The 20,959-nt window shown below is 57.6% G+C and carries 16 protein-coding genes, 1 pseudogene and 1 riboswitch; of the genes and pseudogenes, 12 read left to right on the forward strand and 5 right to left on the reverse strand.

Features of this window, described 5'->3' with window-relative positions:
* Position 1 precedes the first annotated feature (1 nt).
* The 3 genes from NTD81_RS18600 (at position 2) to NTD81_RS18610 (ending at position 5,998) form a co-directional block, all read left to right on the forward strand.
* Entirely contained in the window at positions 2-3,988 is a 3,987-nt protein-coding gene (locus NTD81_RS18600; RefSeq protein ID WP_262184222.1) for a glycosyltransferase, read from the forward strand.
* 11 nt (positions 3,989-3,999) lie between these two features.
* Positions 4,000-4,953, forward strand: a complete 954-nt coding sequence (locus NTD81_RS18605; RefSeq protein ID WP_262184223.1) for an NAD-dependent epimerase/dehydratase family protein — start codon at positions 4,000-4,002, stop codon at positions 4,951-4,953.
* 142 nt (positions 4,954-5,095) lie between these two features.
* The gene (locus tag NTD81_RS18610) at positions 5,096-5,998 is read left to right on the forward strand and encodes a glycosyltransferase family 2 protein (protein ID WP_262184225.1); all 903 of its coding nucleotides are present in this window, start codon (positions 5,096-5,098) and stop codon (positions 5,996-5,998) included.
* Positions 5,999-6,121: 123 nt separating this feature from the next.
* Here NTD81_RS18610 and NTD81_RS18615 read toward each other — a convergent pair.
* The 4 genes and pseudogenes from NTD81_RS18615 to NTD81_RS18625 form a co-directional block, all read right to left on the reverse strand.
* Positions 6,122-6,250 (reverse strand): annotated as a pseudogene (locus NTD81_RS18615) (transposase domain-containing protein); the annotation flags it as partial.
* A gap of 222 nt (positions 6,251-6,472) precedes the next feature.
* Positions 6,473-6,640 carry a transposase gene (locus NTD81_RS21515; protein ID WP_410017182.1) on the reverse strand — a complete coding sequence of 56 codons (168 nt, stop codon included), beginning with the start codon at positions 6,638-6,640 and terminating at the stop codon, positions 6,473-6,475.
* A 107-nt stretch (positions 6,641-6,747) separates the two neighbouring features.
* Positions 6,748-6,966 (reverse strand): transposase, encoded by a 219-nt coding sequence (locus tag NTD81_RS18620; RefSeq protein ID WP_262184226.1) that lies wholly within the window; start codon positions 6,964-6,966, stop codon positions 6,748-6,750.
* Positions 6,967-7,116: 150 nt separating this feature from the next.
* Positions 7,117-8,262 (reverse strand): calcium:proton antiporter, encoded by a 1,146-nt coding sequence (locus NTD81_RS18625; RefSeq protein WP_262184227.1) that lies wholly within the window; start codon positions 8,260-8,262, stop codon positions 7,117-7,119.
* Between the two features lie 432 nt (positions 8,263-8,694).
* A riboswitch (guanidine-I (ykkC/yxkD leader) is annotated at positions 8,695-8,796 on the forward strand.
* A 61-nt stretch (positions 8,797-8,857) separates the two neighbouring features.
* Between NTD81_RS18625 and NTD81_RS18630 the strand changes: the two genes are divergently transcribed.
* The 7 genes from NTD81_RS18630 (at position 8,858) to atzF (ending at position 18,445) form a co-directional block, all read left to right on the forward strand.
* Positions 8,858-9,916, forward strand: coding sequence for a putative urea ABC transporter substrate-binding protein (locus NTD81_RS18630; RefSeq protein WP_262184228.1), 1,059 nt, complete (start codon positions 8,858-8,860; stop codon positions 9,914-9,916).
* A 16-nt stretch (positions 9,917-9,932) separates the two neighbouring features.
* On the forward strand, positions 9,933-10,748 hold the full coding sequence (locus NTD81_RS18635; RefSeq protein WP_262184229.1) for an ABC transporter permease: 816 nt from the start codon (positions 9,933-9,935) through the stop codon (positions 10,746-10,748).
* Positions 10,745-11,551, forward strand: a complete 807-nt coding sequence (locus NTD81_RS18640) for an ABC transporter ATP-binding protein (RefSeq protein ID WP_262184230.1) — start codon at positions 10,745-10,747, stop codon at positions 11,549-11,551. Before NTD81_RS18635 ends, NTD81_RS18640 begins: the two co-directional genes overlap by 4 nt.
* Positions 11,548-12,276, forward strand: a complete 729-nt coding sequence (locus tag NTD81_RS18645) for an urea amidolyase associated protein UAAP1 (RefSeq protein WP_262184231.1) — start codon at positions 11,548-11,550, stop codon at positions 12,274-12,276. The genes NTD81_RS18640 and NTD81_RS18645 overlap by 4 nt, the downstream gene beginning before the upstream one ends.
* A gap of 11 nt (positions 12,277-12,287) precedes the next feature.
* Positions 12,288-12,923, forward strand: coding sequence for an urea amidolyase associated protein UAAP2 (locus NTD81_RS18650; protein WP_262184232.1), 636 nt, complete (start codon positions 12,288-12,290; stop codon positions 12,921-12,923).
* 106 nt (positions 12,924-13,029) lie between these two features.
* Positions 13,030-16,656: an urea carboxylase gene (gene uca / locus NTD81_RS18655; RefSeq protein ID WP_262184233.1), complete on the forward strand. Its 3,627-nt coding sequence runs from the start codon at positions 13,030-13,032 to the stop codon at positions 16,654-16,656.
* Positions 16,646-18,445: an allophanate hydrolase gene (gene atzF / locus NTD81_RS18660; RefSeq protein WP_262184235.1), complete on the forward strand. Its 1,800-nt coding sequence runs from the start codon at positions 16,646-16,648 to the stop codon at positions 18,443-18,445. The genes uca and atzF overlap by 11 nt, the downstream gene beginning before the upstream one ends.
* A 437-nt stretch (positions 18,446-18,882) precedes the next feature.
* Here the strand turns inward: atzF and NTD81_RS18665 are convergent, their stop codons facing one another.
* The gene (locus NTD81_RS18665; RefSeq protein ID WP_262184236.1) at positions 18,883-19,785 is read right to left on the reverse strand and encodes a LysR family transcriptional regulator; all 903 of its coding nucleotides are present in this window, start codon (positions 19,783-19,785) and stop codon (positions 18,883-18,885) included.
* Between the two features lie 115 nt (positions 19,786-19,900).
* Here NTD81_RS18665 and NTD81_RS18670 point away from each other — a divergent pair, with 115 nt between their 5' ends.
* A complete protein-coding gene (locus NTD81_RS18670; RefSeq protein ID WP_262184237.1) occupies positions 19,901-20,329 on the forward strand; it encodes a VOC family protein in 429 nt (142 codons plus the stop codon).
* Positions 20,326-20,913: a glutathione S-transferase family protein gene (locus NTD81_RS18675; protein ID WP_262184238.1), complete on the forward strand. Its 588-nt coding sequence runs from the start codon at positions 20,326-20,328 to the stop codon at positions 20,911-20,913. Before NTD81_RS18670 ends, NTD81_RS18675 begins: the two co-directional genes overlap by 4 nt.
* Positions 20,914-20,959 lie beyond the last annotated feature (46 nt).

Here is a 20,959-nt window from a genome sequence, read left to right on the forward strand (position 1 = left end):
CATGCGAGTAACTGATATTGGCAACCTATGTTTTGAACGACCCATTTACCTATCAGGGATGAGTGCTTGGGCCGAACTTATTCCGCTCGCGTTCACTCTTATTGAGAAATTGAAACCCGGTATATTTGTAGAGCTGGGTACTCATTACGGTGACTCCTATCTGGCTTTCTGCCAAGCCATTCAGAAAGCCGGCGTCAATTGTCGTGCTTATGCGGTGGACACTTGGGAAGGTGACGAGCACGCAGGCTTCTACGGCGAAGATGTTCTCAATCTTGTTCGCTCCAGACACGATGTGCCTTACTCGGGATTCTCCCGATTGTTACGTGAAACCTTCGACGAAGCTGCTACTTATTTCTCGCCTAAAAGTGTGGATCTCCTGCATATTGACGGACTCCATACTTACGAGGCCGTAAAACATGATTTTATAACATGGCTGCCGCTTCTAAGTGATCGAGCTGTAGTTATATTTCACGATATCAATGTTCACGAGAGGGACTTTGGTGTCTGGAAGCTCTTTGAAGAGATCTCCCAAGAATACCCTACCTTCCGGTTTGATCACTCCCATGGCCTAGGGATTGCTGCGATTGGCAAGAATATACCAGAAGACATAAAATTTCTTTTTGAACTGTCTGACAGTGACGCGCTTCGTATAAAGGAATTTTACTCTGCGCTTGGGTTAGCTATCACCAACGAACGTCGATTGGCTGATGCGCTGCAAGTTCAAAATGCAGCGGTAGCAGACGCACAGGAGCAATTGGCGAGGATCACGTCCGAACTGAAAAACCTTCAAGACAGTTATACAGTGCAAATGGATTTGACCAACTTCGCTGAAGCCGAGTCCTTGGCAAAGGATAACGTGATCACCGAATTGCAGGACAAGCTTTCCCTGCGCGAGCAGGCGATTGCCGAAAGCGAGTCGAAGTTCAACCAAGACCTGCGGGACAAAATTGTACAACTCGATCACGAACTCGTTCTGCGTAAAAACGAAATACACAGCATTTTGAACTCCCGTAGCTGGAGAGTTGCAGCAGTTATCCACCGACAGGCCGGACGCGCTCGAAAAGTGCGGGCGGCGGCCCGTAAAGTTCTTATTGCGAAAGAACAAGTAGGCGGCTGGGGGAAGCTATATGCCCGAGTGATTAGAACGTTGAGGACTGGCGGCGTTAAGTCACTGAAAGCTGAAGTGCTGGCCTACATGCGTGGAATAGCACCAGTTAACATGCAGCCGAAAGACGTTTTAAAGGAACGTGCTCAATTAGCGTTCGCAGAAATTGAGCAGCGTCTTACTCAGCCGCCTGTGCACACCGATACGCATGCTCAAGGAATTAAAATTTCCCTAATCATGCCCGTATACAAAGTGCCTGTGCACCTCCTCTCATTGGCTATTGAGTCAGTGATGCGTCAGTCTTATACAAACTGGGAGTTGTGTATCGCTGATGACTGCTCTGAGTCCGCTGAGCTGACAGCTCTTTTAACTCAGTATGTAAAGCAAGACAGTCGAATTAAATTTGAGACCTTGCAACAAAACGTCGGGATCGCCAATGCAACCAACCATGCGTTGAAGTTGGCAACGGGTGAATACATAGCGCTATTAGACAATGACGATGTGCTCACCAATGACGCGCTTCACTGGATAGCGGATGCCGTTCAAAAAAACGGGGCGCTTGACTGGATTTATTCAGATGAATGCAAAGTGGATGAAGCAGGCTCGGTTCTGGAAATATTCAACAAGCCGGACTGGAGTCCAAGCCTTTTACTGAACTGCATGTATACCGGACATCTGTCTGCGTACCGTAGATCACTAGTCGATGAGCTTGGGGGCTTAAGATCAGAGTTTGACTTCTCCCAGGATTACGATCTGGCGCTTCGTGTGTCCGAAAAAACCGAAAATATTTATCATATAGAACGGGTGCTATACGGCTGGCGAGCGATTGAATCCTCAGGCGCTGCAGGTGGAAAGCCTTATGCACGTAACTCAAATATTCGCGCTCTACAGGCAGCTGGCGACCGTCGCGGATGGAAGGGAACCGCTATAGCATTGCCCACTGCTAACCGATTCAAATTTGATCTTGAAAAATCAAGTTCGAAGGTATCGATAGTCATTCCTTCGGACAACGCTCAAAATATAATCGATAGTATTGAGTCTGTTTGTTCAAAAACTTCATGGGTAAATTATGAGATTTTGGTAGTCACCAACTCTGGGATCGTTGACGCTCTAAGTTCGGACTACTCGGATAGTGTCGTAAAGTTTGTTCGCTATGACTTACCGTACAGTTTTTCGGATAAATGCAACAAAGGGGCAGAGGCCGCTGAAGGTGAGTACATCATATTTTTTAACGATGATGTCCGTGTTCAATCAGCTGATTGGGTCGAGTCAATAATAGAATTCCTACAGTTACCCAAAGTAGGGATTGTTGGCCCCAAATTAGTATATGAGAGCAATACCATTCAGCATGCCGGCATGGTGACGGGTGTCCGACGTTTGCTGGGAACTGCTTTCCATTGTCTGCCAGAAGACACAGGTGCTCATTATAATTTCGCGCAATCTGTGCGTGAAGTTTCTCTTATATGCGGGGCATGTCTCGGCATTAGAAAGGACGTGTTCGAGCAGATTGGCGGGTTCGACATCTTCAATACGCCTATTAATCACTCAGATGTAGACCTGTGCTTCAAAGTCAGAGAGCTTGGGTACTCTTGTGTTTACACGCCCCACTCGACGCTTACGCACATTGGCCACATGTCGCTGGCCACGGTTGACGCGAAAGAGAAAATCTACGCTCCCAAAAAGAAAGACAAGGCCGATATTTTCATATTGCGTCGCTGGGCTGGCTTTCTGGCTCGTGACCCGTTTTACACAAAGTCTATGCGTGAGCAACTTTTTCATGACTCGCCTCAACACTTCGAAGTATTCGCAAAGAGCCCTACAGTTGTTAATGGTGGGAAAGATGTACTGCTGTACTCACATGATTTGACCGAAAGTGGTGCGCCGAGGGTCGTTTTTGAACTAGCCAAAATACTGACAAAGGCAGGTAACTTTGTGGTGGTGGCTTCACCATCCGACGGACCTATCCGAAAGGCTCTTGAGGCACTCGGTGTCATCGTAATTGTTGATGAGCTTCTGTTGACGCAGCATGCCTCGGTTTATGATTTCGCTCGGAACTTCGATGTACTGATTTGCAATACTGTATTGACCTATCCCATTGTCATCCAACTGTCGAAGACGGTGGATACGTATTGGTACATCCACGAAACCAGTTTGTTTACGCACATGGTTGGTTCCAACAGTGACTTTGTACAAGCATTGACGATGCCTAAGCAGATATGGGCTGGCAGCAAGCTTGCCGCTGCTCCGATCAAGTCGTACAACCCGCGCACGAAGGTTTTAGAATATGGCTTTCCGGCTCTGGCACGGGTATCTAGTAATGTCAGTAACCAGATCCACAGCGAGAAGCTGATCGTCAGGACATTCGGATCGTATGAGCTGAGGAAAGGGCAAGATTTACTGACCCTCGCAATCAAAGGGCTGCCAGAGTCACTGGCTTCGCAGTGCGAATTTGAGTTTTACGGAAGGATACTCGACCAAGGATTCTTCGATGGCGTCAGCGAATTGGCCAAAGATATTCCGCACATCAAGCTGCTCGGAGATGTAGATTACGATGAGTACGCGGACCTCATCTTCTCGACAGATCTGGTCGTGGTGCCTTCTCGTGACGACACACTTCCCTTGGTGTCACTCCACGCTTTGAGCGCAGGCAAAGCTCTGATGTGCACAGCTACCACAGGCACATCAGACTATATCGATGAAAATCAGTCCGGCTTTATCTTTTACAGCAATAACCCGTCGGATATGACCTATGAGCTAGCAGACGTTATAAAGGCATCGTTGACTTGGGTTGCCGTTGGTCAAGCAGGTAAAGCGGTCTTCAATCAACATTTCTCTGAGGACAGGTTTTCGCAGAAGCTTCTGTCCCAAATGAACTTCAATTGAGGAGCATACCTGTGAAGTGTGTTGTGCTCGGCGGTACAGGTTTCATTGGAAGTCACCTGGTTAATGCCCTGACAGAGTTAGGGCACGAGGTGACATCGCTAACCCGCCATACACCGCCTCAGAATAACATTCTGTCTAGTGCGGCCATGCGCAAAACAAGCTGGCAGATCGGAGACTATCAAAATAGAGAAGATGTCAAAAAGTTACTGGAAGGAAAAGAAATATGCTTCCATTTAATTTCATCTTCTCTACCTAGCAACTCCAATAAAGATCCATCCTGGGATGTCAGCACCAACATTTGTAATTCGTTACACGTTATGGAAGAAGCCGTTGCGGCGGGCATAAAAAAAGTCTTCTTTATCTCGTCCGGGGGAACGATCTATGGCGAAGCACAAACACTTCCCATTCCAGAAAATCATCCATTGGAGCCCTATTGTTCTTACGGCGTAACGAAGTTGGCAATTGAAAAATATCTTGCACTCTTTGAGCGACTACATGGTCTCCCTTACAAGATAATTAGGCTCGCCAACCCATATGGTCCCGGCCAGGACGTAAATAAGGCCCAAGGAGCAATTTCCGTTTTCATAGAAAGAGTTCGGAATAATCTTCCTATAGAAATATGGGGGGATGGGTCTACCGTTCGAGATTACATATATATCGAAGACGTCATACACGGCATCATGGCCCTGATGGAATATCAAGGCCCTGAGAAAATATTTAATCTAGGCTCGGGCGAAGGAAAAACGCTACTGGAATTAATTCAGGAAATTTCACTCAGTATTAAACCTGTGAGCGATGTAGTATTTCTTCCAGCCAGACAATTCGATATACATTACAACGTTTTGGATATCTCAAAAGCACAAAATCTGCTTGGCTTCAAGATTAACACTTCCTTAAAGGACGGAATTAGAAAAACGATCGCCTGGCAAAATGCCAAGCAATTGAAAAAAGTCATAGATACGTGACAGGACCGCGGGACCGCTCAGCAAATAAGAATGGTCCCACACCTTTTCAAGAGGAGCATCAATTCTCTAGATGCTATGCTGATGGTATGATCTGGGAGCTATATACCGGCACATACTTTCTTACTCTTAACACGAGCCTCGTATGGGTAAAACTGCAGCAATAGTGGTCGGTTACAGACCAGACATAGACATTCTCACAACGCTTCTGTCATCTCTTATTAATCAGGTTGATGTTCTCGTACTTGTAGACAACGGGGAAACTTACACTACATTTTCGAGTTTTCCTTATAAAGAGCGAATCGAGTACATCTGTATGGGGCGAAACGCAGGTCTTGGAGCTGCCTTAAACGCCGGCTTTAGCCGAGCGGCGGTGGACAATGTCGAGTATGTCGTCACATTCGATCAGGACAGTCACGCATCCTCAACTTTGATAAGCGATCTGGTTGCTTCAATGCGCTTGGCATTAGAGTATGACATGAACTGCATAGCGATTAGTCCGACATTCTTCGATATCAGGGCAGGAACCGAAACCTTTTTTCCTTTTTATAGGACAGTTGCCGGGAAAATCATACCTACCTTCAAGTCTGATAATGACACTGGACTAATCCAGGCCGATGTACTGATTACCTCAGGAATGTGTGTATTGATGTCAGCCTGGTTGGCGGGAGCAAAATACGACGAATCGCTTTTCGTGGACTTTACAGATACCGAATGGTGCTTCCGAGTACGAAAGGAGGGACACACGCTCTATGGGAGTACAAAAATTAAAATGGGCCATGCATTGTCAGATGCTGCACCGATAAAAATCTGTGGCTTGACTTTCTTTCGCTATACATCAGTACGCCGATACTTTTATTTTCGAAATACAGTGGCTATCTTATTTAAGCCCACGACACCTATCGTTTGGAAAAGGCGTCTTTTGAAAGGCCTAGTACTACGTTTCTTTGCCAACATCATCATTGACTCTGATAAGGCCAGTTCCGTTGTTATGATGAGCAGGGGAATATGGCACGGTTTCAGAAATCGCCTTGGCCCATGGCATTGAAGTGCGTAAATAGTCACCTACTCTGTGTATAGCAGGTATGTTTCACCCTCACCGCCGCTAATTCTTTCAGCGATAAACTCCCCCCCCCCCAAACTGTCTAAGCGCTCCATAAACACCACCCGATCAAAAGTCGGGTCTCGGTGAGACCAGCGAGCAGTTCCACCGCAGCAAGGCTTCGTCATGGTCTACCGAAGCCGCCTTTGGCAGACGTTCAATTGCGTGGCGCAGCCACGCATAAGGCTCTTGGCCGTCTCAACCGTAGAGCTCCATAAACTCCAAGTTCAAGAGGTGTGCAGCCGGGGTTGGGGTTACTGCTGCGGTAGCTTGCCTTCGTAGCTGATCGTAAAGTAACCGCTCCATGAACTACACATTTATAGCTGCCAAGTGAAGGAGTACGAAATTAAGAGAGCGGTAGCCTTTTTAGGATTTCTTTCTCCCGCTCCAAGCGCCGCAACTGTCCTGTATGTGCTTTTGCTAGGCAGTCATGGCCTTAATGCGTGTGGGTGTTGTGCCGCCACGCTCACTGTGGAACTGCTTCACCCACCGAAGTAACGCCGTTGGGCCTGCGCCCATCGATTTACAGGTTTCGATAATGGAGTAGCCTTGATCCAGAACCAGGCCGGCTGATTCAAGATTTGAGATCTTTACTGAATGATCTTCTGGTTAGGTAAATACCTCATTGCTGGGCGAAGCTTAACGCCATATCGGGGTGTCCAGAATCATTGAGCCACAACAATGTTTTTCCAGCGTCAAGTCCGCCACCACACGCTGAGACGTGCGTTTTCTTCCTCAATCTGGCGTAGTCTGCACACCTCGCTTGCGCCTCGGTGGCCATATTTCTTACGCCAGTTGTAAAAGCTGGCTTTAGAAATACCCAGTCCTAGGTGTACATCGGAAACGGGTGTACCGGTTTCTGCCAGACGTAATGCGTAACTGAGGTGGAACTCTGAATAGCGTGATGTTTTCATGCGTTTGCTCCTCTGGGTAAGGGCGCGCTAAGGAACACTACTCCAGTTTTGACCTGTGATGGTTTTTTGGGAAAACGTCAGTAACTTTTCGGCTTAGGCGGGGTTGGTCTTGGGGATAATCCGCTGGAGTTATCCCCAAGGTGTTTTTAGCTAGGGATAGAACAGCAGCAGGGCGAACACCGCAAACAGGCACAGGTGCATCGCGCCTTGTAGCGCCGTGGTGCGTTGGCCGTTAAAGGTCAGCAGGCTGAGCAGCAGGCTCACGGCGAACAGCAGTGTTTCGCTGTGGGAGATGCCGAGCAGTACCTGTTTGCCGGTGAGTAGGCCGATGATCAAGACCACCGGCACAGTAAGGCCGACGGTGGAGACGAAGGCGCCGAGGCAGAGGTTGATCGCCCGTTGCATTTCGTTGTGCCGCGCGGCCTTTACCGCGGTGATCGACTCCGGGGTGAAGACGATGATGGCGATCAGCACGCCCCCCACCGAGGCCGGCAGGCCGGCGGCGGCAATGCCGTAGTCGGTCACCAGCGCCAGGTGATGGGCCAGCAATACGATGGGCAGGATCAGCGCCAGCAACACGGCGCTGCGCACCAGTAAGCTGGGCCAATCCACGGGCGTGTGGTGGGCGGGCTGCTCTGTGTTCTTCGCCGCGGCGGCAATGCGCATGGCGCCAGCTGGTGGTTGCAGGAACAAGCGGCGTTGGCCTGTCATCTGCTGCCATAAGAATGTGCCGTACAGCAGCAGGGTCAACAGGGTTACACCGATGGCCTGCGGCCTGGAAAACTCTCCGGGGCTGGCGCTGAAGTTAGGCAGTAACAGGCTCACGCTGGTGAGCAGGGCAATCATCGCCAGGTAGCTGCTGGTGCCTTGCGCGTTGTATTCCTGCTCACCTTGGCGCAGGGCGCCAGCGATCAAACACAGGCCCATGACCAGGTTCATGATGATCATCATCACGGCGAAGATGGAGTCGCGGGCAATGCTCGGCGTCTCGGCTGGGCCGAGCAGCACGGCGGCGATCAGGATCACCTCGATGGCGACGATGGATAAGGTCAGGATCAGCGTGCCGTAGGGCTCGCCCAGCTGTTCGGCGAGATGATCGGCCTCATGCACCACACCAAAAGACGCGGCGAGGATGGTGATAAACAGCAGGGCAAACACCCCGATGGCGGTGCTGGCGCTGAGCGGGCTGGCCATGATGCTGTTGCCGTAAAACATAAACACGGCAACCACCAGCCAGGCGCCGAGCAGTCTGAGCCAAGTAAACGGGGTGATAAGGCGGTTTGTTGGGTGGCTCATTGGCTGACCCTCCCCTGCGTCAGGCTGGTTGCAGTTAGCAGGCTGGGCACAGCACGGGGATGTAGGACGTTAAGAGCGGCAGTGGGGGATGGCGTGATGCTGCAGAGATCGACCATTTGAGTTAATTCCGTTTACAGGGTCGTCCCTCTAATTGATCGCATGGCTGGGGTCGTCCCCGGCCTGCCATGAATGGCTCATTCATATGGTGGGTAAGTTTATCACCCCCGGCTGTTTTCGCCCGATTTTCAGCACTGTTTCGGTGCTGTCTGTTCAGTATTGCACCAGCGCGGCCCTTCATGCTTATTGCACGATCTTCCATGAAATTGCCTAAAATATTGTTATTTATGGGGTTTTCTTGCAGAAATAGCTTGGCACGGGGTTTGCTGAATCGCTGTCCAAGCGGAGCAGCATGGTCATCGTGCTGCGTACTTAAAAATAGCTGGCTAGGGTTCCGGTCCACCGCAGGTGGATGACTGGTCCGAGAGCTGGCGACCTCTAGTCGAGGTTACACGGCGGGATAAAAGCCCGGGAGACAGCTGCACCCTCATTGGTGTCGCGCTGCTCCCGCTTTTATCCAACCTGACTGGAGGTTCGCATGAGCACTCGCCGCATAGTAGCAACGCTTGCCCTTTGCCTTGCCAGCCTGGTCGCCATCCCGGCCCATGCTGCTGCTCCGAAACGCTTCGATATCTGCTGGACCATCTATGCCGGCTGGATGCCGTGGGGCTTTGCCCAGACCCAAGGGATTGTGGATAAGTGGGCCGCTAAGTACGGCATCGAAATCAAAGTCACCCAGCTCAACGACTACATCGAGTCAATCAACCAGTACACGGCAGGGCAGTTCGATGGTTGCACCATGACCAACATGGATGCCCTGACCGTGCCCGCCGCCGGTGGTATCGACAGCACGGCGCTGATCACCGGAAGCTATTCCAACGGCAACGACGGCATCGTGCTCAAGGGTGAGGGTAAGCGCCTGGCCGACATCAAAGGCCAGGACGTGCATCTGGTGCAGTTTTCCGTCTCCCACTACTTGCTTGCCCGTGGTCTGGACAGCGTCGGCCTGCGTGAGCGCGACATCAAAGTGGTGAACACTTCCGATGCCGATATCGTTGGCGCCTTTGCCGCGCCTGAGGTGCAGGCTGCCGTGGCGTGGAACCCGCAACTGGCGACCATCGCCGCCACAGCGGGCGCCAGCCGAGTGTTTGATTCCAGCCAAGTGCCAGGCGAAATCATCGACCTGCTGGTGGTCAACACCGCCAAGCTCAAGGCTAACCCGGAGTTGGGCAAGGCGCTGACCGGTGCCTGGTTTGAAGTGATGGCGCTGATGCAGGCACACGACGCCAACGCACTCGAAGCCATGGCCCAAGCCGCCGGCACCAGTCTGGCCGACTACCAAGCGCAACTGCAAACCACCGCGCTGATGTACACCCCGGCAGAGGCCTTGGCCTTTGTCAGCAGCCCGCAGCTGGGGCAGACCATGCAGCGCGTGGCCGAGTTCTCCTTCGATAAGGGGTTGCTCGGCGAGGGCGCGCGCAGTGCCGATGCCGTTGGCGTGGAGTTGGCCGATGGCGCGGTTAATGGCGATGCGCAGAACACCAAGCTGCGTTTCGATGCGAGCTTCCTGCACCAGGCCGTGAGCGGCCAGCTCTAATCCCGGGAGAGCCCCTATGCGTTTTCTCAACCGTTATCCCGGGCGGGGCGGCCGTGTGCTGCTGGCGCTGTTGCCGTTACTGCTGCTGGTGCTGGTGTATGGCACGACTTCAACCCTGCGCCTGGCCGACAACCCCGCTGACCGCTTGCTGCCGAGCCTGGCACAAATGGGCGAGGCGGTGGGGCGTCTGGGCTTTACCGAGGACCCGCGCAGCGGCGAATACCTGCTGTGGCGCGACACTGGCGCAAGCCTCCTGCGTTTGGGCTTGGGCTTAGCCATCGCCGCTGCGGCGAGTCTAGTGCTGGGCATTGCCGCGGGGGTGTTTCCGCTGCTGCGTGCGCCGTTATCGCCGCTGCTGGCGGTGCTGTCGATGGTGCCGCCGCTGGCCATTCTGCCGATCCTGTTTATCGTCTTCGGCCTGGCCGAGCTGTCCAAGGTGATGCTCATCGTCATTGGCATCACGCCCTGCCTGGCACGGGATCTGGAGCAGCGCGCCAGGGAGATCCCAGCGGAGCTGTTGATCAAGGCGCAAACCTTGGGCGCTAACAGCTGGACCCTGGTGCTACGGGTGGTCTTGCCGCAATTGCTCGCGCGCTTGCTGGTCTCGCTGCGCCTGATGCTGGGCTCGGCCTGGTTGTTTTTGATCTCGGCCGAGGCGATCTCCGCAACCGAAGGCCTGGGTTATCGGATTTTCCTCGTGCGCCGCTATATGGCCATGGATGTGATCCTGCCGTACGTGCTGTGGATAACTTTGCTGGCCTGGCTGATGGACTGGGGCCTGCGCTTGCTGCATCGGCGCTTATTCCCCTGGTCGGAAGGAGCACGCCCATGAGCTTTATCGAGATCCGCAATGTCTGGCAGAGCTATGGCGAGCAGGTGGTGCTGGAGCGCCTCAATCTCAAGGTGGAGGAGGGTCAGTTCTGCACCTTGGTCGGCGCTTCGGGCTGCGGCAAGTCGACCTTCCTGCGCCTGTTGCTGGGGCAGGAGCGGCCGAGCAAAGGCCAGCTGTTGCTGCAAGGGCAGCCATTCCCCGCTGAGCCGGACGCTAGCCGCGGTGTGGTGTTCCAGCGCTATTCGGTATTCCCGCACCTGAGCGTGCTGGATAACGTCGCCATTGGCCTAGAGCTGCCGCGCTCGTCCTTGAGCGGACGGCTGTGGGGCGGGGCCAAACGCCGTGCCCGCGAGGAAGCGGCGCAGCTGTTGGATAAGGTCGGCCTCGGCCAGTTTTTGCAGCGCTACCCCAGCCAGCTTTCTGGCGGCATGCAACAGCGTCTGGCGATTGCTCAGGCATTGATTTCCCGGCCCCGGGTCCTGCTGCTGGATGAGCCGTTTGGCGCGCTCGATCCGGGCATCCGCAAGGACATGCACGCGCTGCTGCTGGAGCTGTGGCGCGACAGCGGCCTGACCGTATTTATGGTCACCCATGACCTCTATGAAGGCTTTCACCTGGGCACCCGTCTGCTGGTGTTCGACAAGGTTCGCCTCGACCCGCAGGCGCCCCAAGCCTACGGCGCCCGCATCACCTACGACATTGCCTTGAACCACGACCGCGTACAGGCCCGGGCACAAGTTGCTGCCCTGCCGGTGCCGGTTCGCCAAGCCATCCAGCCATCCTCTGCGGAGCTAATCCTATGACCCCTGCTGCTGTGACGCCCACTCCTGCGTTGTATGAAGAAACCGTCCCGGGCGGCGGCCATACCTCATTTATCCTCAAGCGCGGGCAGACCCTGCGCATCACTGATCTCGAAGGCGCGGCCAACGTCAGCCTGCTGCTGCTCAACGCCACTCAGCTCAGCGAACGCCTTAACCTGCCTGACACCCTTAAGGGCCAGCACACCGCCCGCCTGAGCAGCGGCCACTGTCTGTATTCGGACATGGGCCGGGTGCTGGCGGCGATCACCGCCGACACCTGCGGCTGGCACGACAGCTTCGGCGGCGTGCTCAACGCCGAGGAAGTGCGCGAGAAATACGGTCAGGGCCGCTATCAGGAGCTGCGTAACGGCTTCTTCCGCAATGGCACGGACAACCTGTTGGTGGAGATGGGCAAGTGGAACCTCGACCTGCAGGACCTGCTGATGGTGATCAACCTGTTCAGCAAGGTCACCGTGGACGAGCAAGGCGGCTTTGCCTTTGTCGCGGGCAACTCCAAGCCCGGTGATTACCTTGAGCTGTACGCGGCGATGGACAGCCTGGTGATTCTCACCGCCTTGCAGCACCCCATGGACCCGAATCCCGTGTACGCGCCGCGTCCGGTGCAACTGGCGGTACGCGTTGAGCCAGATGCCGACTTGGCCCTCAGCCGCGCCCTGCGCCCGGAAAACGGCCGGGCCTTGCACAACACCGAACGCTTTTACCTTTAAGGAGCTGCCCCATGAGCCTGACCAGCAGTGCCCTCAGCGCTGATAGCGCGCGCTTCAGCCACACCATCCCGGCCGGCGAGCCTTACCTGTTTGAAGTCAAAGCCGGGCAGACCCTGCGCTTGCTTGATCTGCAAGGTAACCAAGCCATCGACACGCTGTTCTACAGCGCGGCCAATCCCCGTGAACGCTACGACCCGCAGCGCACCCTGCGGCGGCAGAACAACGCTTATCTCACCACCGGCAGCGTGCTGTATTCCAACCTCGGCCAGGCGCTGCTGAGCATCGTCGCCGACACCTGTGGCCGCCACGACACCTTAGGCGGCGCCTGCGCCCAGGAGAGCAACACGGTGCGCTACGCCCACGACAAGCGCTACATGCACAGCTGCCGCGACAACTTCCTGTGCGCCTGCCTGCATGACGGGCGCCTGAACAAGCGCGACATCGGCGCCAACATCAACTTCTTCATGAACGTGCCGGTCACCCCTGAAGGCGGCCTGACCTTTGAAGACGGCATCTCCGCCGCCGGTAAGTACGTGGAGCTGAAGGCGCATAAAGACGTGATCGTGCTGATCTCCAACTGCCCGCAACTGAACAACCCCTGTAACGGCTGGAACCCGACCCCGGCGCAAGTGCTGGTGTGGGACTGACCGGGCCAGGTTGCTGCTCTTGATTTGGCGCTGCGTAGCGCTGCCCCGTGGACGACCACGGTGTGCTTCCACCTTGCGGGACGGCCCGCATCCCGGGAATACCGAGATGATCGACACTCTTCTGATTGCCAACCGTGGCGCGATTGCTTGCCGCGTGTTGCGCACCCTGCGTGCCCTAAAAATTCGCGGCGTGAGTGTCTACGCCGAGGCCGATGTGGCCAGTCTGCATGTGCAACAGGCCGATCAGGCCATCAGCCTGGGGGACGGCGGCGCCGGGTCAACCTATCTGGCTGTGGATAAGATTCTTGCCGCCGCCCGCATAAGCGGCGCTCAGGCGATTCACCCCGGCTATGGCTTTCTCTCAGAAAACGCCGCCTTCGCCGAAGCCTGCGAGGCCGCCGGGATTGCCTTTGTCGGCCCCACGCCGGAGCAACTGCGGGTGTTCGGCCTCAAGCACAGCGCCCGCGCCTTGGCCAAACAGCAAGGCGTACCGCTGCTCGAAGGCACCGGGTTGCTCGAAGACCTCGCCGCCGCGCTGGCTGCCGGCGAGCAGCTGGGTTATCCACTGATGCTGAAAAGCACCGCCGGCGGTGGCGGTATCGGCATGCGCGTATGCCGTTCGGCCGAGGAGCTGAGCGAAGCCTTCGACACGGTGCGGCGCTTAGGGCAGAACAACTTCAGCGACGCCGGGGTGTTTATCGAGAAGTACATCGAGCGTGCCCGCCACCTGGAAGTGCAGGTGTTTGGTGACGGTCGTGGCGAGGTGCTGGCCCTTGGCGTGCGCGACTGCTCGGTGCAGCGGCGCAACCAGAAGGTGCTCGAAGAAACCCCGGCGCCCAACCTGCCAGTCGGCATATCGGAGGCGCTGTGTGCGGCGGCGCTGAAACTGGCCCGGGCGGTGAATTATCGCAGCGCCGGCACCGTCGAGTTTGTCTATGACGCGCAGGCTGAGCGCTTTTACTTTCTTGAAGTCAACACCCGCTTGCAGGTTGAGCACGGCGTCACCGAGCAGGTCTGGGGCGTGGACTTGGTGCGCTGGATGGTCGAGCTGGCCGCCGGCACTCTGGCGCCGTTAAGCGAGCTGGCGACGGGCTTGCAGCCAAGCGGCCATGCGATTCAGGCGCGGCTGTATGCCGAAGATCCGGGGCGCGATTTCCAACCCAGTCCCGGCTTGCTGACGGCGCTGGCGTTCCCCGCCGCAGACGGGCACAAGCTGCGTATCGACACCTGGGTTGAGGCCGGCTGTGAAATCCCGCCGTACTTCGACCCGATGATCGCCAAGCTGATCGCTTGGGCGCCGAGTCGCGAGCAAGCGCGTTTGGGCTTGGACGCGGCGCTTGGAGACAGCCTGCTGTATGGAGTGGAAACCAATCGCGGGTATTTACGCCAGATCCTCGCCGACACGCCGTTTGCCAGCGGCGAGCCGTGGACCCGTTGTCTGGAGGCATTGGAGTACCGCGTTACAACCTTTGAGGTGATCAGCGCCGGCACCCAAACCACCGTGCAGGACGTACCGGGCCGGCTCGGTTACTGGGCCGTCGGCGTGCCACCCTCCGGGCCGATGGACGACCGCGCCTTACGCTTGGGCAACCGCTTGCTGGGCAATGTGGCAAGTGCGGCGGGGTTGGAAATCACCATGAGCGGGCCGGCCCTGCGCTTTAACTGCGATGCCGTGGTGGCGGTGACCGGTGCGCCTATCCCATTGTGGTTAAACAACGTGGAACAAGCGCTGAATACCGCGCTGTTTGTCCCCGCTGGCAGCATCTTGGCGCTGGGCACTATGGCCGCCGCAGGCGCGCGCAGCTATCTGGCTATCCGTGGCGGTGTGCAGGTGCCGGATTATCTGGGCAGCAAGAGCACCTTCACCCTCGGCCAGTTTGGCGGTCACGCTGGCCGCGCCCTGCGCGCCGGCGATGTGCTGCACCTGCTGGCGCTGGAGAGCCCAGTGGCTGGCGCGGCGTTGCCAACCGCGTTGCACAGCGATCTGCCGGCTGTGCGGCAACTGCGGGTGATCTACGGCCCCCATGGCGCGCCGGAATACTTTAGCCCGGCCTATATCGACACCTTCTTCAACACCGACTGGGAAGTGCACTTCAACTCCAGCCGCACCGGTGTGCGTTTGATTGGGCCCAAGCCTGAGTGGGTGCGCGACAGCGGCGGCGAGGCGGGTTTGCATCCGTCCAACATTCACGACAATCCCTACGCCATTGGCGCGGTGGACTTTACCGGCGATATGCCGGTGATCCTCGGCCCGGACGGGCCCAGCCTCGGTGGTTTTGTCTGTCCGGTGACGGTGATCGAGGCTGATCTGTGGCAGCTGGGGCAGCTTAAGGCCGGCGACAAGCTGCGCTTTGTTCCTGTGGATATCTCCACCGCGCGGCGCTTGGCGGCGGCGCGGTTGGCAGAAGTGCATAGCCTGAATGCGGTGGCTGTGGACTGGCAACCGGCGGCGCTGAGCTCGCCGATCGTGCTGACGCTTGGCCAGGACGATTGCCGTTTGCTCGCACGTTTATCCGGTGATACCCATCTGCTGCTGGAGATCGGCGCGCCAGAGCTGGACCTGGTCCTGCGCTTTCGCGCCCATGCCCTGATGCAGGCGCTGGAGGCTAAGACGCTTGCCGGGGTGATCGACCTGACGCCGGGCATCCGCTCCCTGCAAGTGCATTACCAGCCGCAGGTGCTGGCGCTGGAAACGTTGTTGGGCGCCATCGCTGAATTGTGGGAGGGCGTATGCAACGCAGCGGATTTAACGGTGCCGTCGCGCATCGTCCATTTGCCGTTGTCTTGGGACGATCCGGCCTGCCAGTTGGCCATCGAAAAATACATGACCACGGTGCGCAAAGACGCGCCCTGGTGCCCGAGCAACCTGGAGTTTATCCGCCGCATCAATGCTCTGACTGACCTCGACGCGGTGCAGCGCACGGTGTTCGAGGCCAGTTATCTGGTGATGGGCTTAGGCGATGTTTACTTAGGCGCGCCGGTGGCCACGCCGCTCGATCCGCGCCACCGCCTGGTGACCACCAAATACAACCCGGCGCGCACCTGGACCGCAGAAAACTCGGTGGGCATCGGCGGCGCTTATCTGTGCGTGTACGGCATGGAAGGGCCGGGTGGTTACCAGTTTGTTGGGCGCACCCTGCAAATGTGGAACCGCTACCGCGAGGTTGCCGCCTTTGCCGGCAAGCCATGGCTGTTGCGCTTTTTCGACCAGATCCGCTTTTACCCGGTCAGCGCCGAAGAGCTGCTGCAGATCCGCCGTGATTTCCCCTTGGGGCGTTATCCGCTGCACATCGAAGACAGCCGCCTGAATCTGGCTGAGTACCAGGCCTTTCTCAGCCGCGAGAGCGCTGGCATCGAGGCCTTTCGCAGCCAGCAACGGGCCGCCTTTGATGCTGAGCGTCAGCGCTGGATCGCCAGCGGCCAAGCCCATTTCGACAGCGCAGAAGTGCCTGCCGAACTGACCGCCGAGGCGCCGCTGACGGCCGGCCAGCGCGCCATCGAAAGTCATATCGCCGGCAACCTCTGGCAGGTTCAGGTGCAAGTGGGGCAGCAGGTCAGCGCCGGCGAAGTGCTGGTGATTCTTGAGTCAATGAAGATGGAAATTGCCCTGGACGCACCCTGCGCCGGGATCGTCCGTGAGGTCCGCGTGCAGCCTGGCTCGGCGGTGCGCGCGGGGCAGTGTGTGGTGGTGATTGAGGCTAAGGCTATTAAGGAGAGTGAACATGCCACTTAAATTTGATCTGCGTTTGGAGGCCTTAGCGGCGAGCTACGCCTCCGGCGAGTTACGCCCGCGCCAGCTGATTAGGCAATTGCGTGACCAAGCGCTGGCGCTAAACCCGCAGTATCACCTGTTTATCAATGTGCTGAGCGAGGCCGAGCTGGAGCCTTATCTGGCCGCGTTGGACAGGCTCAACCCCGCAGATTTGCCGCTGTACGGCGTGCCCTTTGCGATTAAGGACAACATCGATCTGGCGGGCATTGCCACCACGGCCGCCTGCCCGGAGTTCGCCTATGTGCCGAAGCAAAGCGCGACCCTGGTCGAGCAGTTAATCGCGCTGGGTGCGGTGCCCATCGGCAAGACCAATCTGGATCAGTTCGCCACTGGCCTTAACGGCACGCGCTCGCCTTATGGCGCTTGCCGCAACGGTGTGCACCCGGACTATCCGTCCGGTGGTTCCAGTGCCGGCTCTGCTCTGGCCGTGGCGCTGGGCGTGGTCAGCTTTGCCCTCGGCACCGACACCGCCGGCAGTGGCCGGGTGCCGGCGGCGCTGAATAATCTGGTCGGGTTGAAGGCGACCAAGGGGCTGCTGTCCACCGCCGGCGTGGTGCCGGCCTGTCGTACCCTCGACTGCACCACGTTCTTTACCGCCAGTGCCGCTGAGGCCAGCTGTTTGCTGGGTCTGACGGCGCGACTCGATCCACGGGATGCCTATAGCCGCAGCAACCCGCAGTGGAACGACGCCAGCGCCTTTGGCCGGCCGCAGCCCGGTTTTCGCTTTGGCGTACCTCGGCAGTTGGAGTTTCTCGGCTGCTCGCAAAGCCCGGCACTGTTTGCTCAGGCTGTGGAGCAGTTGCGCGAGTTGGGGGGGGAGGCGGTGGAAATCGACTTTGCGCCGTTTCTGCAAGCGGCGCGCTTGCTCTATGAAGGCCCATGGGTGGCCGAGCGTTACAGCGTGGCCGGCGATCTGATCGAGCAGCAGCCTGATGCCGTGTTGCCGGTGATTCACGACGTGCTGCGCAAAGCGCCGAAGCTCACAGCCGTGGAGGCCTTCCGCGCCCAGTACCAGTTGCAGGAGCTGAAAGCCCAGTGTGACCGTCTGATGGCTGAGTTGGACTGCGTGCTAACCCCAGCCTACCCGCGCCCGGTGACGCTGGCGGAGCTGGCCGCTGAGCCCGTCCAGCGCAACGCTGAGCTGGGTTGGTACACCAACTTTATGAACCTGCTCGACTACGCCGCCGTGGCCGTGCCTGGCGCGGTCATGAGCAACGGCCTGCCCTGGGGCGTGACCCTGTTCGGGCGGGCCTTTACCGATCAGTGGCTGCTGGGGTTGGCCGATGCACTGCAACGTTTGCATGCTCTGCCGTTGGTGGGTGAGCGGGCGCTCAGCGCAGCGGCGCCGGTCAATCTGGCGCGCAATGACCGGGCGCAGTTGGTGGTTTGCGGTGCGCATTTGGATGGCCTGGCGCTGAACTGGCAATTGCGTAATCGCGGCGGCCGTTTGCTGCGGCAAACCAGCACCGCGCCCAATTATCGTCTGTACGCCTTGCCTGGCGGCCCGCCGCAGCGCCCTGGTTTACATCGCGTCACCCACGCTGGGGTGGCGATTGAAGTCGAAGTCTGGGACTTGCCCAGCGCCGAACTGGGCTCGTTCCTCACCGGCATTCCAGCACCTCTGGGCTTGGGCAAGGTGGAGCTGGCCGATGGCAGTTGGCTGACCAGTTTTATCTGCGAGAGCCATGCTCTGGCCTGTGCGCAAGATATCAGCCACTTCGGCGGCTGGCGCGCTTATCTAGCGCATTGACCGGGGGGGTGTGAGCTTACCGCGCGGGCTAAACAGACAGTACGCACTGATGTCTTGCTCCGCGGCGTTGGGATGCCTAAGCACCACGGCGAAAATGGCTGGGTCGGTATGGATCTTCCGGCCTTCGTGTCACACCAGAATTAAGCCCTCTCGACAGAGTTTCCGGCATCACCCTAAGCACTTTGCTGATGCTGTGGCTGTCATTCGCAACCCTTGTCTGCACAGGCGAAAAGTCATGGGAACGGGCCAAGTTTTGATCTCCGAGATACCGGCCTGGCTTCTTCGCCATTGCCCATCTTTGGCTTAGGGCTGAAATGCGCCAGGCCTGTGGATAACTGCAGCGCCAGGGCAGCCCTTAGCGGCGGCTATCCCATCGTTTGGCCAGATCACGCCTATATGGCTCAGGCCCATCTCGATAACGGCGAGCTGTTGGCGGTCTACAGCAGGCGCGCATCGGGGGTCAGCTGCTGCAGTTGCGGGCCGGCCCAGTCGACAAAGGCTTTGACCCGTGGCGACAGCTGCAACGAGTGGGGATAGACCAGCTGAATCGGTAAATCCTCCGGCTCGAAAGCGCTCAAGATTCGCAGCAAGCGCCCGTCAGCCAACTCCTGCGCCACTTGATAGTGCATCAGCCGGGCAATCCCCAGGCCCTGCACGCAGGCCAGGCTGGCCGCGCGCACCGAGGAGCAGAGCAGGCGCGGATTGACCTGTTGCGCCCACTGTTTGTCGCCACTGCGAAAATACCAATGCCGACCCTGGGCGCTGGTGCTGATGCAGGCGTGCTCGTGCAAGGTATGAGGCTGCTCGATGGGCGCCGCGCTGCTCAGGTACTCGGGGCTGGCGCAGGTGATCAGGCGCGTGCTGCTGACCGGGCGGGCCAGCAGCCCCGAGTCAGGCAGCGGGCCAATGCGCAAAGCCAGATCGAGGCGCTCATCCAGCAGCGGCACCACCTGATCGCTCAGGTTCAGCTCGATCCGCATCGCCGGGTGCGCCTGCAAAAAGGCATTCACCAGCGGGGCGACATAACGCGAGCCGAACTCCACCGGCGCGGTGATGCGTAACTGGCCGCGCATCACCCCATCGCGGCCGTCCAGGCGCTGCTCCATCTCATCGAACTCGGCCAGCATGCGTCGGCTCCAGGCCAGGTATTCGGCGCCCTCACTGGTCAGGGCCATGCTCCGGGTGCTGCGGTTAAGCAGGCGCACGCCCAGGTGTTTTTCCAGCGCCGCCAAGGAGCGCACCAACGAGGCCAGCGACTGCCCGGTGACAGTGGCGGCCGCGCTGAGGCTGCCGCTGTCGACGATGCGTACGAAATTGGCGATTGCTTTGAGCCTGTCCATTGTCAACTTCCGGATTAGTGCGAAGGGTGCATAGCTGTTGTCAGCTTGGCGGTATAGGTGAAAGGCGCGGGAGACCTGACACTGCAAGCACTGTTAGGCAGCACAGAGCACAGTGATGAACACTCCAGTAAACCCCGCAAGAATTAGTGCCTACGACCATATCGGCATTCGCGTCAGCGACAAGCCCAGGGCCATGGCTTTTTATCAGGCTTTGGGCTTTGTTCAGAGTGCCGATTTCCCATTGTACGAGGCCAACGAGATGCTCACGGCCGATGGCGTGCGGATCAACCTGATCTTCAACGGCGCGCGCCAGCCGGACGCTCACAATGCCTTACTCGACGCCCCGGTCAAGCTGCCGGGCATGACCCATCCGGCCTTTATCGTCGATGACCTGCAAGCCTTGCAGCAGTGGCTGGGCGCGCAGGGCATCGCCATTACCGAAGGGCCGCACGCCATTGGCCCCAGACGCATCGCCCTGTTTATCCGCGACCCGGACGGAAACGTTCTGGAATTTAACCAACTTATCCACGGAGAAGCCCCATGAAGCTGTATGACCTAGACCCTTCCGGTAACTGCTACAAAGTCCGTCTGTTTGCCGCCTTGGCCAATATCCAGCTGGAAATCGTGCCGGTGGACTTCCTGGCTGGCGAACACAAACGCGCGCCGCTGCTGGACCTCAACCCACGGGGCGAATTGCCGATTCTGCTCGATGGTAAGCAAGTGCTGTACGACGCTCAGGCCATTCTGGTGTACCTGGCTGGTGCCTACGGCGGCTTGGCTTGGTGGCCGGCGCAGGTGCAAGGCCAGGCGCAGATCGTGCAGTGGCTGTCGTTTGCCGCCAACGAGGTGCAACACAGCCTGAGTGCCGCACGGTTGGTGCAGAAGTTTGGCTATGCCCTGGATCAAGCCGCTGCGGTGGACAAATCCGCACGCGTATTGGCGATTCTCGATCAGCATCTTAAAACCCACGACTGGCTCGCCATTGGCCGCCCGAGCATTGCCGATTGCGCGGTGTACCCGTACGTGGCCCTGGCCCATGAAGGTGGTGTGGATATCACCCCGTACAGCCATATCGGGCAGTGGATAAACCGCATCGAAACCTTGCCGGGCTATCTGCCCAAGCCCTGAACAGATCACCAGCGCCCCGGCGTGTTAAGGGTTTTGCTAGGCTGGC

The organism is Pseudomonas sp. 5P_3.1_Bac2, from assembly GCF_025465995.1.
Lineage (GTDB): Bacteria > Pseudomonadota > Gammaproteobacteria > Pseudomonadales > Pseudomonadaceae > Aquipseudomonas.

Coding starts and splice junctions, on each gene's coding strand:
- NTD81_RS18625 (WP_262184227.1), bottom strand. CDS start 8,262: ATGAGCCACCCAACAAACCGCCTTATCACCCCGTTTACTTGGCTCAGA.
- NTD81_RS18665 (WP_262184236.1), bottom strand. CDS start 19,785: ATGGACAGGCTCAAAGCAATCGCCAATTTCGTACGCATCGTCGACAGC.
- NTD81_RS18610 (WP_262184225.1), top strand. CDS start 5,096: ATGGGTAAAACTGCAGCAATAGTGGTCGGTTACAGACCAGACATAGAC.
- NTD81_RS18650 (WP_262184232.1), top strand. CDS start 12,288: ATGAGCCTGACCAGCAGTGCCCTCAGCGCTGATAGCGCGCGCTTCAGC.
- NTD81_RS18620 (WP_262184226.1), bottom strand. CDS start 6,966: ATGAAAACATCACGCTATTCAGAGTTCCACCTCAGTTACGCATTACGT.
- uca (WP_262184233.1), top strand. CDS start 13,030: ATGATCGACACTCTTCTGATTGCCAACCGTGGCGCGATTGCTTGCCGC.
- NTD81_RS18675 (WP_262184238.1), top strand. CDS start 20,326: ATGAAGCTGTATGACCTAGACCCTTCCGGTAACTGCTACAAAGTCCGT.
- atzF (WP_262184235.1), top strand. CDS start 16,646: ATGCCACTTAAATTTGATCTGCGTTTGGAGGCCTTAGCGGCGAGCTAC.
- NTD81_RS18640 (WP_262184230.1), top strand. CDS start 10,745: ATGAGCTTTATCGAGATCCGCAATGTCTGGCAGAGCTATGGCGAGCAG.
- NTD81_RS18630 (WP_262184228.1), top strand. CDS start 8,858: ATGAGCACTCGCCGCATAGTAGCAACGCTTGCCCTTTGCCTTGCCAGC.
- NTD81_RS18670 (WP_262184237.1), top strand. CDS start 19,901: ATGAACACTCCAGTAAACCCCGCAAGAATTAGTGCCTACGACCATATC.
- NTD81_RS18645 (WP_262184231.1), top strand. CDS start 11,548: ATGACCCCTGCTGCTGTGACGCCCACTCCTGCGTTGTATGAAGAAACC.
- NTD81_RS18600 (WP_262184222.1), top strand. CDS start 2: ATGCGAGTAACTGATATTGGCAACCTATGTTTTGAACGACCCATTTAC.
- NTD81_RS18635 (WP_262184229.1), top strand. CDS start 9,933: ATGCGTTTTCTCAACCGTTATCCCGGGCGGGGCGGCCGTGTGCTGCTG.